The following is an 11,970-nucleotide window of genomic DNA, read 5'->3' on the forward strand; positions in this document are numbered from 1 at the left end:
GGTAACCCCTAGGTATTTTACTAATTAGTGCTAGGTAAAGAGGAATATTACCTGTAGGTTGCAGGATTAGATAGATATGACGATGACCCTAAGCACGAACACGGAAATCATTCGTGAGTACCGAAGATTTAATGTATATTAAGGAGGGAAGAGCCGTGCCACGTAAAGGACATATTCAAAAAAGAGAAGTATTAGCAGATCCAATGTACAATGACAAGGTGATCACTAAGCTTATCAATAACATTATGTTAGATGGTAAAAAAGGTGTTGCACAAAAGATTGTATACGGAGCTTTCGAAAAAGTAGCTGATAAAACAGGAAAGGATGCTGTTGAGGTATTCAAAGAAGCCATGAACAACATCATGCCTGTATTAGAAGTTAAAGCTAGACGTGTTGGTGGATCCACATACCAAGTACCTATGGAAGTTAGACCAGAGAGAAGACAAGCGTTAGGACTTCGTTGGTTAACACTTTACACACGTAAGCGTGGAGAAAGAACAATGGTGGACCGTTTAGCTGCTGAAATCATGGATGCAGCAAACAATACAGGGGCATCCGTTAAGAAGCGCGAAGACACACATAAAATGGCAGAAGCAAACAGAGCTTTCGCACATTACAGATTCTAATGATGTTACAAACGGCAATCTTACAGTAAAGGACTATTCTTTTGCATGTATGACATTGTCGCACATGGTTATAATAATGCATATAATAGTGTGTTGTAATAATAATTTGCAGACATATGCGGAAGCGTGAGTTTCCGCATAATAACGCATATATCGTAGCAAAGTAACAGTTGATTACCAAAGGAGGAAAAAACTTTGGCTGGAAGAGAGTTCCCACTAGAAAGAACTAGAAATATTGGGATTATGGCTCACATCGACGCTGGTAAGACAACATTAACAGAACGTATCTTATTCTATACAGGTAGAACACATAAGATTGGGGAAACCCATGAAGGTGCTGCTCAAATGGACTGGATGGAACAAGAGCAAGAACGTGGTATTACAATTACATCTGCAGCAACAACTTGTCAATGGCTTGATAATCGTATCAACATTATTGATACACCGGGGCACGTTGACTTTACTGTAGAAGTAGAACGTTCATTACGTGTCCTTGATAGTGCTGTTGGTGTTTTTTGTGCAAAAGGCGGCGTAGAACCACAATCAGAGACAGTATGGCGTCAAGCGGATAAATACCATGTACCTCGTATGGCATTTGTTAATAAAATGGACATTATGGGTGCAGATTTTTATAATGCGGTTGACATGATGAAAGATAGACTAGGTGCTAATGCAGTACCTATTCAGTTACCAATCGGTGCTGAAGATAATTTCGTTGGTCTAATAGACCTTATGAAAATGAAAGCCTTCATCTATAAAGATGATTTGGGTCAAGATATTTCTGAAGAAGAGATTCCTGCTGAGTTAGCAGACCAAGCAGAAGAATATCGTGAAGCCATGGTTGAGGCTGTTGCAGAGACAAATGAAGAATTAATGGAGAAATACCTTGAAGGGGAAGAACTCACTGAAAAAGAATTAAAAGCGGCTCTAAGAGAAGCTGTAATTAATGTTGAGATTATCCCTGTTCTATGTGGAACAGCATATAGAAATAAAGGTGCTCAAAAACTATTAGATGCTGTCATTGAATACATGCCATCTCCAGTGGATGTACCAGCGATTACAGGTGTTAATCCAGATACGGAAGAAGAAGAGGCTAGACCATCTTCTGATGAAGAGCCTTTTTCAGCATTAGCATTCAAGATTATGGCAGATCCATTTGTAGGAAAACTTGCTTTCTTTAGAGTGTATTCAGGTACAACCAATTCAGGTTCTTATGTATATAACTCAACAAAGAACAAGAAAGAACGTATGGGACGTATTCTACAAATGCATGCTAATAAAAGAGAAGAGATTTCAAAAGTATACTCAGGTGATATTGCAGCTGCTGTAGGTCTGAAAATGACTTCTACAGGTGATACATTATGTGATGAAAAGCATCCAATTATACTTGAGTCCATGATTTTCCCAGAGCCAGTTATCCACGTAGCTATTGAGCCTAAAACAAAAGCAGGCCAAGAGAAGATGGGTATTGCTCTTGCTAAGTTAGCAGAAGAAGATCCTACATTCAAAACAAGTACAGATCATGACACAGGACAGACAATTATTTCTGGTATGGGTGAACTTCACCTTGAAATCATTGTTGACCGTCTTCTTCGTGAATTTAAAGTGGAAGCTAATGTAGGTCAACCACAAGTTGCTTACAAAGAAACCATTACAAAAGAAGTTGAAGTTGAAGGTAAATTTGTACGTCAGTCTGGTGGACGTGGACAATATGGACACTGTAAAGTAAGATTCTCACCAATGGATGTTAACAGTGAAGAATCTTACGAATTTGTTAACTCAACTGTTGGTGGATCTATTCCTAGAGAATACGTACCAGCTGTTGACAACGGTATTCAAGAAGCAATGGCTAGCGGAAACTTAGCTGGTTACCCTGTACTTGGTATTAAAGCAGATTGTTTTGATGGTTCATACCATGATGTTGACTCCTCAGAAATGGCTTTTAAAATTGCTGGTTCTATGGCATTCAAAGAAGCTATGAGAAAAGGGGATGCAGTACTTTGTGAACCAATCATGAAAGTCGATGTATCTGTTCCAGAAGATTACATGGGTGATGTTATTGGTGATATCAACTCTCGTAGAGGACGTATTGAAGGTATGGAGCCAAGAAATGGTGTTCAACAAATTCATGGTTACGTACCACTATCAGAAATGTTTGGTTACGCAACAGACTTACGTTCTAAGTCACAAGGTAGAGGAACATTTGTGATGCAGTTTGCTCACTTTGAAGCTTTACCAAAGTCTATTCAAGAGAAGATTATTGCTGGTAAAGAAGTTAAATAAGTTAAACCATAGCTTATGGATACAAATAATGGTTCTTTAATAATTTTGTAATATGAATTCAATATAAATCACTTGCAAAATTGGAACCAATAAAATATAATTTAAAATAGGTCAATTCAGAAACTGAATGGATAACAAGGGGATTTGCCCCATTGATAAAAGGAGGAAGATTTTAAAATGGCTAAAGCTAAATATGAAAGAACCAAACCACACGTTAATATTGGTACTATCGGTCACGTTGACCATGGTAAAACAACTTTAACGGCTGCAATCACTAAGACTTTACATGCAAGATTAGGAACTGGAGAAGCAGTTGCTTTCGATAATATTGATAAGGCTCCAGAAGAGAGAGAGCGTGGAATCACTATCTCTACTGCACACGTTGAGTATGAAACTGAAACAAGACATTACGCGCATGTAGACTGCCCAGGACATGCTGACTACGTTAAGAACATGATCACTGGTGCTGCACAGATGGATGGTGCTATCTTAGTTGTATCTGCTGCTGATGGTCCAATGCCTCAAACACGTGAGCATATCTTATTATCCGGTCAAGTTGGTGTTGAGTACATTGTTGTATTCATGAACAAGTGTGACATGGTTGATGATGAAGAATTATTAGAATTAGTAGAAATGGAAATCAGAGAGTTATTATCTGAGTACGATTTCCCAGGTGATGATATTCCTATCGTTATGGGTTCTGCGCTTAAAGCATTAGAAGATCCTGCATGCGAGTGGGGAGATAAGATTCTTGAGTTAATGCAAGAAGTAGATAACTATATTCCATCTCCAGAGAGAGAAGTTGACAAACCATTCCTTATGCCTGTAGAGGACGTTTTCTCAATCACAGGTCGTGGTACTGTTGTAACTGGTAGAGTGGACCGTGGTGTGCTTCATGTATCTGACGAAGTTGAAATCGTTGGTATTAAAGATGAAGCTAGAAAAGTTGTTTGTACTGGAGTAGAAATGTTCCGTAAATTATTAGATGAAGCTCAAGCTGGTGATAACATCGGTGCATTACTTCGTGGTGTGCAAAGAGACGAAATTGAAAGAGGTCAAGTATTAGCTAAGCCTGGTTCAATTACACCTCATACAAAATTCAAAGCTCAAGTATACGTGCTTAAAAAAGAAGAGGGTGGACGTCATACACCATTCTTCTCAAACTATAGACCACAGTTCTACTTCAGAACTACAGATATCACTGGTGTAATCAACCTTGAAGAAGGCGTAGAAATGTGTATGCCTGGTGATAACGTAATGATGAATATCGAATTAATCGCTCCAATCGCTATGGAAAAAGGTATAAAGTTCTCAATCCGTGAAGGTGGAAGAACTGTAGGTGCTGGATCAGTAGCTGAAATCATTGAATAATTTCATATTTATATGATGTATAGAAGCAGTGCTATTTAGCACTGCTTTTGTTTTGGTCTTTTTGAGGAGTTTATGGCTAGGTGTAAGGTAATATAGTAGATTCAGCTTGCCTTTGCTTGAGGAGAGCTGGTCAGCGCTGAATCTACTATATTACCTTATGATAGGGCTGTTGAGTGTAAAAGACGAGTATTTAGTGAGTGAGAGGACTTAATTTAATAGTATGGGTGTTGAGTGATGAAAAGATTTTGTATGTTGTTGGGGAGGCTAAGGCTAGGGTGAAGGTAATATAGTAAATTCAGCTTGCCTTTCCTTGAGGGGCGAGCCGGTCAGCGCTGAATCTACTATATTACCTTGTGATAGGGCTGCTGAGTGTAAAAGACGAGTATTTAGTGAGTGAGAGGACTTAATTTAATAGTATGGGTGTTGAGTGATGAAAAGATTTTGTATGTTGTTGGGGAGGCTAAGGTTAGGGTGAAGGTAATATAGTAGATTCAGCTTGCCTTTCCTTGAGGGGCGAGCCGGTCAGCGCTGAATCTACTATGTTACCTTTATGATAGGTTGTTGAGTGTAAAAGAGGTATATTAAGTGAGTAAGGGGATTTTCTTAATAGTATAGGGGATACATGATGAAAAGATTTTATATGTTGTTGGGGAGACTAAGGCTAGGGTGAAGGTAATATAGTAAATTCAGCTTGCCTTTCCTTGAGGAGCAAGCCGGTCAGCGCTAAATTTACTATATTACCTTTGGTAATGGCTACAGAGTATTATTCGTAATCATGCTAGTGGTTAAACAATACACCACAGTTTGTAATTGTAATGTGAGTTGAAAAAGACTAACATCCAAGAATAAATGCACAAAACTTACATACAGCCTATGCTCTAAGAGAACAACTAATTAAAATGACACGTAATAGAGAAAAGGGGTATATAATGGGTTTAACGCAGACCGGCTAGCCCCTCAAGGAAAGGCAAGTTAAACCCATTATATACCCCTAGTATCAGCCTAAAACTCCCAACCAAAGTTAAATCGTCAAAAGGAACAACTAATCAAAATGACACATAATAGAGAAAAAGGGTTATATAATAGGTTTAACGCAGACCGGCTCGCTCCTCAAGGAAAGGCAAGTTAAACCTATTATATAACCCTGGCACTAGCCCCTAATTTCCCAAACAACTTAAATTACCAAAAAACTTCTTTACAAATAATTCATACCCCATAAAACCCAAAACTTACCCTTAATAACCCCAACCATTCAATACCTAAACCTATCATATCCATAACGAATAATAATCCACTAAAATCCACATAATTTACCAGTAGAGAATATGTAAATACCCATATTTTTACACTTATAACAATATGGTGATGAAATAAATAAAAAACTGCAAAAAACTTGAAAATAAATTGAAAAACCCTTGCATAATGCATGCTCATAGTGTATACTATTAAATGCTGTGACAAAGATAGCGATGAAGTATGAGGTTGCCGCTGAAGCGGGTAATTCATACTGAGCGAATGTCATGTTCAAGAAACTGGCGGCAAGGTCACTGTACAATATAGATATCATGGAAGAATAAGCCATGATGCGTGTGTTGATAAGATGATACACACGGAGCGATGTACAGTCACCACTTGTCGTACAAATAGTACGAAAAGGAGGCGACTTTTTTTATGGCAAGTCAAAAAATGAGAATTAGCTTAAAAGCGTATGACCATCAATTAATTGATCAATCTTCAAAGAGGATTATTGAAACAGCTAAGAAGACAGGTGCTAAGGTAAGTGGACCTATTCCATTACCTACCAAGAAAGAAATCGTAACCATTCTTAGAGCGGTTCATAAGTACAAAGACTCTAGAGAGCAATTTGAGCAAAGAACACATAAGCGATTAATTGATATTCTTATGCCTACAGCTAAAACTGTAGACGCTTTAATGCGACTTGAATTACCTGCAGGGGTAGACATCAAAGTTGATGTGAAGTAATAGGAAATTTTATGAAGCAAAATCCCTTAGAGGTTTATATATAAGCTATAAACCATCTAGGATGATTACATGAATGTGTAATCCGCTGTAGATTATTAGGAGGTGCAACGAATGCAAAAAGCTATAATAGCTAAAAAAGTTGGTATGACTCAAATCTTCGCAGAAGACGGAGTATTAATACCAGTAACTGTATTACAAGCTGGTCCATGTACTGTAACACAAGTTAAGACAGTGGATAACGATGGTTATTCAGCAGTGCAAGTTGGATTCGGTGAAAGAAAAGAAAAACATACAAATAAGCCAATGAAAGGTCACTTTGATAAAGCGGGCGTAGCGTTCAAAAAACATATCAAAGAATTTAGACTTGACAATGCAGAAGAATTTGAAGTAGGGCATGAAATTAAAGCCGATGTATTTGAATCTGGCGATAAAGTAGATGTTTCTGGTGTATCCAAAGGAAAAGGGTTCCAAGGATCCATTAAGCGACACAATCAAGCAAGAGGACCTATGGGCCATGGATCTAAGTCTCATCGTGTATCCGGTTCAATGGGTGCTGCATCATTCCCAGGACGTGTATTTAAAGGTAAAAAGTTACCAGGACATATGGGGTCTGAAAAAGTGACTATTCAAAATCTTGAAATCGTAAAAGTAGACGCAGAAAATAACTTATTGTTAGTAAAAGGTGCTGTACCAGGACCTAAAAAAGCAATTGTAACAGTTGTAAATAGCGTGAAAGCTTAGCCTAAAACGGTAGGAAGGAGGAACGAACATGGCCAAAGTTTCTGTTTATAATATGGAAGGTAAACAAGTTGGAGATATGGAACTTAATGACAATATATTCGGTGTAGATGTGAACGAACACTTAATGCATATGTCAGTGATCGGACAGCTTGCGAACAAACGTCAAGGAACACAAAGTGCGAAGACTCGTTCAGAAGTCAGAGGTGGCGGTGCTAAGCCTTGGAGACAAAAAGGAACAGGTAGAGCAAGACAAGGATCCATTCGTGCACCACACTGGACAGGTGGTGGCGTTGTATTTGCTCCAAAGCCAAGAGATTATTCGTTCAAATTAAATAAAAAAGAGAAAAGAGCAGCTCTAAAATCTGCTTTAACAACAAAAGTTAACGATAATAAGTTTATTGTACTTGAAGAATTAAAGTTCGGTGAAATTAAAACAAAGAAAATGAGTGCTGTACTGAACAACTTAAATGTCAACAAAGCATTGGTTGTCATTGCAGATAACGATAAGAACGTTGTCTTGTCAGCACGAAACATTAGTGGCATCAAGACAGCATCAACGTCAACAATTAATGTATATGATATTCTGAAATACGATACATTTATTGTAACAAAGGATGCAGTTGCTACAATGCAGGAGGTGTATGCATAATGGCAGATTTAAAATATTATGACGTCATATTACAACCCGTTGTAACGGAAAAGAGTATGGAAGCAATGTCCGAAAGAAAATACACTTTCTTGGTGCATCCAGAAGCAACAAAGATTCAAATCATCGAAGCCGTTGAAAAAATGTTCGATGGAACAAAAGTTGAAAAAGTCAACACCATGAATAATCATGGAAAAACCAAAAGAAGAGGTATGACTTTTGGGAAAACAGCTAAGACAAAGAAAGCAATTGTAAAACTTACAGAAGGTAGTAAGGACATTGATTTCTTTGAAGGTATGTAGAAGTTAATGTAAAAGCAACCACAAAATTTGTGGTTAATTGATACACACGGTAGCGTGTGAGGATATACTTTTGAAAGGAGTGTCGACGATATGGGTATTAAAAAATATAACCCCTATACACCTTCCAGAAGACATATGACAGGTTCTACTTTTGAGGAGATTACGAAAAAAACTCCAGAGAAGTCATTAGTAGTAAGCCTTAAAAAACATTCTGGACGTAACAATCAAGGTAAAATTACAGTAAGACACCGTGGTGGCGGTTCTAAGATAAAATATAGAATAATTGATTTCAAAAGAAACAAAGATGGTATTCCAGCTAAAGTAGTAGCCATTGAATACGATCCTAATCGTTCAGCTAATATAGCATTATTGCAATATGCTGATGGTGAGAAGCGCTATATTCTTTCACCAAATGGATTAAAAGTTGGACACAAGATTATGAGTGGACCAGAAGCAGAGATTCGTGTAGGTAATGCGCTTGAGTTAAAAGACATACCTGTTGGTTCAAGTATTCACAATATCGAAATGAAGCCTGGTAAAGGTGGACAGTTAGTCCGTTCAGCAGGTAACGTAGCACAGCTTATGGCGAAAGAAGGAAAGTTTGCAACACTTCGATTACCATCAGGCGAAATGCGTATGGTACCTATCCTTTGTAAAGCAACCATCGGTCAAGTAGGTAATATCGATCATGAGCTTATTACAGTGGGTAAAGCAGGTCGTAAGCGTCACATGGGTATTCGTCCTACAGTTCGTGGTTCTGTTATGAACCCTAATGACCATCCACATGGTGGTGGTGAAGGTAGAGCACCTATCGGACGTCCAAGTCCAATGACACCTTGGGGTAAACCAGCACTTGGTTATAAAACAAGAAAGAAAAATAAGCATTCTGATAAATATATTGTAAGAAAACGTGGAGGCAAAAAATAATTGAAGTGTTCAAAGCACTTAATTATTCTCTTAGACAGTCAATCAAAGGAGGTTTGAGTATATGGCTCGTTCACTTAAAAAAGGACCTTTCGCTGATAATCACTTACTAAAAAAAGTAAGAGCATTAAACGAAAGTGGCGATAAGCAAGTAATTAAAACATGGTCAAGACGTTCAACTATCTTCCCAGAAATGTTAGGACATACGATTGCCGTTCATGATGGAAGAAGACATGTGCCAGTTTATATAAGCGAAGATATGATTGGTCATAAATTAGGCGAATTCGTTTTAACCAGAACGTATAGAGGACATGGAAAAGACGAAAAGAAATCAAGAGTACGTTAATGTAGTATGGAAGGAGGCAGTGTAACATGGCTAAAGGGCATAGAAGTCAGATAAAAAGAGAAAGAAATGCTAATAAAGATACAAGGCCAAAAGCTAAAGTATCTTATGCTAGAGTGTCTACAACAAAAGCTAAGATCGTTCTTGATACTATCAAGGGTAAAGATGTAGGAGCTGCTGTTGGTATCTTAAAATACACACCAAGAAATGGTGCTAGAATTATTGAGAAAGTGTTATTATCAGCTATCGCGAATGCTGAAAACAATAATGGATTAGATCCAGCGAACTTATATATTCAGGAAGCTTTTGCTAACAAAGGTCCAACAATGAAGCGTATTAGACCTCGTGCACAAGGTAGAGCTTACCGAATAGAAAAGAAATCTAGTCATATCACGATCGTTCTTAACGAAAGATAGGAGGGAAAGAATGGGACAAAAAGTCAATCCACATGGATTAAGAGTCGGAATTATTAAAGACTGGGATGCAAAGTGGTACGCAGAAAAAGACTTTGCTGATCTTTTAATAGAAGACAATAAACTAAGAACATACATTAAAAAGAGATTGTACTCAGCTGGTGTATCTCGTATTGAAATAGAAAGAGCATCAGAGAGAGTTAAGATTAACATTCATACAGCTAAGCCAGGTATCGTTATTGGTAAAGGTGGATCATCTATCGAGAAATTGAGAATTGAACTTCAGAAGATGACAGCAAACAAGGTGATTGTTAATATCGTTGAAGTAAAAAGACCAGAAAAGAATGCACAGCTTGTAGCTGAAAACATTGCTCAACAGCTTGAGAACCGTGTATCTTTCCGTCGAGCGATGAAACAATCAATGGGAAGAACCATGAAAGCGGGAGCAAAAGGTATCAAAGCTATTTGTGCAGGACGTTTAGGTGGAGCAGAGATGGCACGTACAGAATCTTATAACGAGGGTACAATTCCTCTACAAACACTTCGTGCAGACATCGATTATGGATTTGCTGAAGCCGATACGGTTTACGGTAAAATAGGTGTTAAGATATTTATCTATAATGGTGAAGTTCTTCCTACACAAGGTAATAAGAGAGAAGGGAGAGGTAGATAATGCTAATTCCAAAAAGAGTAAAGCGTCGTAAGCAGTTCCGCGGTAATATGCGTGGAAAAGCGCTTAGAGGCAATAAGATAAATTATGGTGAATATGGTATTGTTGCTATGGAGCCATGTTGGATTACATCCAATCAAATAGAGGCTGCCCGTGTTGCTATGACCCGTCATATTAAACGTGGTGGTAAAGTATGGATTAAAATATTCCCAGATAAGCCTGTTACAGCAAAGCCTGCTGAAACACGAATGGGATCTGGAAAAGGATCACCTGAATACTGGGTAGCTGTTGTGAAACCAGGCCGCGTTATGTTTGAAATTGCTGGCGTAGAAGAGGAAGTAGCAAGAGAGGCATTACGACTTGCAGTACACAAATTACCTTGTAAGTGTAAGATTGCTTCTCGAGCTGATTTAGAAGGCGGTGATAATTGTGAAGTCAACTAAATATCTTGAAGATTTAAGAAATAAATCGACTGCAGAGCTTAATGAAGATCTAGTTTCTGCTAAAAAAGAATTATTCAACCTAAGATTTCAAAATGCGACTAACCAATTAGATAATACAGGAAGAATTAATGAGGTTAGAAAAAATATAGCTAGAATTCAAACAATTATAACTGAGCAGTTAAGAGTTGCTAAGTAGCCTTGAAAGGAGGAATTCAAGTGGCAGAGAGAAATCTACGTAAAGTACGTATAGGTAGAGTAGTAAGCGATAAAATGGATAAAACGATTGTAGTTGCTGTAGAAAGTAGCGTTAAACATCCATTATATAATAAAGTTGTTAAGAGAACGTATAAATTAAAAGCTCATGACGAAGAGAATGCGTGTGGTCAAGGTGATAGAGTACGCGTAATGGAAACTAGACCTTTGTCTAAAGATAAAAGATGGCGATTAGTGGAGATATTAGAGAAGGCAAAATAAATTTATTTTTGCTGAAAGGAGGCTGGATACATTGATCCAACAAGAATCTAGACTTAGAGTTGCTGACAATACAGGAGCGAAGGAAATTCTTTGTATTCGTGTATTAGGCGGATCAACTAGAAGATATGCAAACATCGGTGATGTGATTGTTGCTACTGTTAAAGACGCAACACCAGGTGGCGTTGTAAAAAAAGGTGATGTCGTTAGAGCCGTTGTCGTTAGAACTAAAAAGGGTGCACGTCGTAAGGACGGATCATATATTAAATTCGACCAGAATGCAGCAGTGATTATCAAAGAGGATAAGACACCTACAGGAACACGTATTTTTGGACCTGTTGCAAGAGAGCTAAGAGAAAAGAAATACATGAAAATCTTATCATTAGCACCAGAAGTATTATAGGGAGGTGTAATAAGTGAAGATGAAACTTAAAACAGGCGATACTGTAAAAGTTATTTCAGGAAAAGATAAAGGTAAAGAAGGAAAAATTTTATCTGTAGATAGAAAAAATTCTAAAGTACTTGTTGAAGGTGTCAACATGGTAACAAAACATACGAAGCCAAGTGCAGCTAACCAACAAGGTGGTATTGTACATCAAGAGGCAGCACTTCATGCAGCGAAAGTCATGTATGTACACAAAGGCAAACCAACGCGTCTAGGTGTTAAGGTTGTACAAGAAGAGCGAAATGGTCGTACTAAAAATGTACGTTATAGAGTGGCTAAATCAACAGGTGAAGTGATCGATTAATCGTA

At 37.8% G+C, this 11,970-nt stretch carries 16 protein-coding genes; all 16 read left to right on the forward strand.

The annotated features are described in order from the left end of the window. Nucleotides 1-155 precede the first annotated feature (155 nt). Nucleotides 156-626 carry a 30S ribosomal protein S7 gene (gene rpsG / locus HZI73_RS03850; protein WP_212696944.1) on the forward strand — a complete coding sequence of 157 codons (471 nt, stop codon included), beginning with the start codon at nt 156-158 and terminating at the stop codon, nt 624-626. Between the two features lie 195 nt (nt 627-821). Further along, nucleotides 822-2,909, forward strand: a complete 2,088-nt coding sequence (gene fusA, locus HZI73_RS03855) for an elongation factor G (protein WP_212696945.1) — start codon at nt 822-824, stop codon at nt 2,907-2,909. A 177-nt stretch (nt 2,910-3,086) separates the two neighbouring features. After that, on the forward strand, nt 3,087-4,280 hold the full coding sequence (gene tuf / locus HZI73_RS03860; RefSeq protein WP_212696946.1) for an elongation factor Tu: 1,194 nt from the start codon (nt 3,087-3,089) through the stop codon (nt 4,278-4,280). A gap of 1,671 nt (nt 4,281-5,951) precedes the next feature. Continuing rightward, nucleotides 5,952-6,263 carry a 30S ribosomal protein S10 gene (gene rpsJ, locus HZI73_RS03865; RefSeq protein ID WP_212696947.1) on the forward strand — a complete coding sequence of 104 codons (312 nt, stop codon included), beginning with the start codon at nt 5,952-5,954 and terminating at the stop codon, nt 6,261-6,263. 111 nt (nt 6,264-6,374) lie between these two features. Beyond that, a complete protein-coding gene (gene rplC, locus HZI73_RS03870; RefSeq protein ID WP_212696948.1) occupies nt 6,375-7,004 on the forward strand; it encodes a 50S ribosomal protein L3 in 630 nt (209 codons plus the stop codon). A gap of 28 nt (nt 7,005-7,032) precedes the next feature. Further along, the gene (rplD, locus tag HZI73_RS03875) at nt 7,033-7,653 is read left to right on the forward strand and encodes a 50S ribosomal protein L4 (RefSeq protein WP_212696949.1); all 621 of its coding nucleotides are present in this window, start codon (nt 7,033-7,035) and stop codon (nt 7,651-7,653) included. Continuing rightward, nucleotides 7,653-7,952, forward strand: a complete 300-nt coding sequence (gene rplW / locus HZI73_RS03880; RefSeq protein ID WP_212696950.1) for a 50S ribosomal protein L23 — start codon at nt 7,653-7,655, stop codon at nt 7,950-7,952. Before rplD ends, rplW begins: the two co-directional genes overlap by 1 nt. Before the next feature lie 90 nt (nt 7,953-8,042). Next, nucleotides 8,043-8,879 carry a 50S ribosomal protein L2 gene (rplB, locus tag HZI73_RS03885; RefSeq protein WP_212696951.1) on the forward strand — a complete coding sequence of 279 codons (837 nt, stop codon included), beginning with the start codon at nt 8,043-8,045 and terminating at the stop codon, nt 8,877-8,879. A gap of 61 nt (nt 8,880-8,940) precedes the next feature. Further along, on the forward strand, nt 8,941-9,222 hold the full coding sequence (gene rpsS, locus HZI73_RS03890; RefSeq protein WP_212696952.1) for a 30S ribosomal protein S19: 282 nt from the start codon (nt 8,941-8,943) through the stop codon (nt 9,220-9,222). A gap of 26 nt (nt 9,223-9,248) precedes the next feature. Beyond that, nucleotides 9,249-9,635: a 50S ribosomal protein L22 gene (gene rplV / locus HZI73_RS03895; RefSeq protein ID WP_212696953.1), complete on the forward strand. Its 387-nt coding sequence runs from the start codon at nt 9,249-9,251 to the stop codon at nt 9,633-9,635. A gap of 10 nt (nt 9,636-9,645) precedes the next feature. Further along, nucleotides 9,646-10,305, forward strand: coding sequence for a 30S ribosomal protein S3 (gene rpsC / locus HZI73_RS03900; protein WP_212696954.1), 660 nt, complete (start codon nt 9,646-9,648; stop codon nt 10,303-10,305). Next, entirely contained in the window at nt 10,305-10,745 is a 441-nt protein-coding gene (gene rplP, locus HZI73_RS03905) for a 50S ribosomal protein L16 (protein ID WP_212696955.1), read from the forward strand. Before rpsC ends, rplP begins: the two co-directional genes overlap by 1 nt. After that, a complete protein-coding gene (gene rpmC / locus HZI73_RS03910) occupies nt 10,732-10,941 on the forward strand; it encodes a 50S ribosomal protein L29 (protein WP_212696956.1) in 210 nt (69 codons plus the stop codon). The genes rplP and rpmC overlap by 14 nt, the downstream gene beginning before the upstream one ends. A 20-nt stretch (nt 10,942-10,961) precedes the next feature. Next, a complete protein-coding gene (gene rpsQ / locus HZI73_RS03915) occupies nt 10,962-11,219 on the forward strand; it encodes a 30S ribosomal protein S17 (protein ID WP_212696957.1) in 258 nt (85 codons plus the stop codon). A 31-nt stretch (nt 11,220-11,250) separates the two neighbouring features. Further along, entirely contained in the window at nt 11,251-11,619 is a 369-nt protein-coding gene (rplN, locus tag HZI73_RS03920; protein ID WP_212696958.1) for a 50S ribosomal protein L14, read from the forward strand. A gap of 19 nt (nt 11,620-11,638) precedes the next feature. Then, a complete protein-coding gene (gene rplX / locus HZI73_RS03925; RefSeq protein ID WP_212698691.1) occupies nt 11,639-11,965 on the forward strand; it encodes a 50S ribosomal protein L24 in 327 nt (108 codons plus the stop codon). Nucleotides 11,966-11,970: the final 5 nt, after the last annotated feature.

The organism is Vallitalea pronyensis, assembly GCF_018141445.1.
Classification (GTDB): domain Bacteria; phylum Bacillota; class Clostridia; order Lachnospirales; family Vallitaleaceae; genus Vallitalea; species Vallitalea pronyensis.

Bases quoted from the DNA above. Each gene is read 5' to 3' on its own strand.
- tuf (WP_212696946.1), top strand. From the start codon at position 3,087: ATGGCTAAAGCTAAATATGAAAGAACCAAACCACACGTTAATATTGGT.
- rpsJ (WP_212696947.1), top strand. From the start codon at position 5,952: ATGGCAAGTCAAAAAATGAGAATTAGCTTAAAAGCGTATGACCATCAA.
- rplC (WP_212696948.1), top strand. From the start codon at position 6,375: ATGCAAAAAGCTATAATAGCTAAAAAAGTTGGTATGACTCAAATCTTC.
- rplD (WP_212696949.1), top strand. From the start codon at position 7,033: ATGGCCAAAGTTTCTGTTTATAATATGGAAGGTAAACAAGTTGGAGAT.
- rplW (WP_212696950.1), top strand. From the start codon at position 7,653: ATGGCAGATTTAAAATATTATGACGTCATATTACAACCCGTTGTAACG.
- rplB (WP_212696951.1), top strand. From the start codon at position 8,043: ATGGGTATTAAAAAATATAACCCCTATACACCTTCCAGAAGACATATG.
- rpsS (WP_212696952.1), top strand. From the start codon at position 8,941: ATGGCTCGTTCACTTAAAAAAGGACCTTTCGCTGATAATCACTTACTA.
- rplV (WP_212696953.1), top strand. From the start codon at position 9,249: ATGGCTAAAGGGCATAGAAGTCAGATAAAAAGAGAAAGAAATGCTAAT.
- rpsC (WP_212696954.1), top strand. From the start codon at position 9,646: ATGGGACAAAAAGTCAATCCACATGGATTAAGAGTCGGAATTATTAAA.
- rplP (WP_212696955.1), top strand. From the start codon at position 10,305: ATGCTAATTCCAAAAAGAGTAAAGCGTCGTAAGCAGTTCCGCGGTAAT.
- rplX (WP_212698691.1), top strand. From the start codon at position 11,639: ATGAAACTTAAAACAGGCGATACTGTAAAAGTTATTTCAGGAAAAGAT.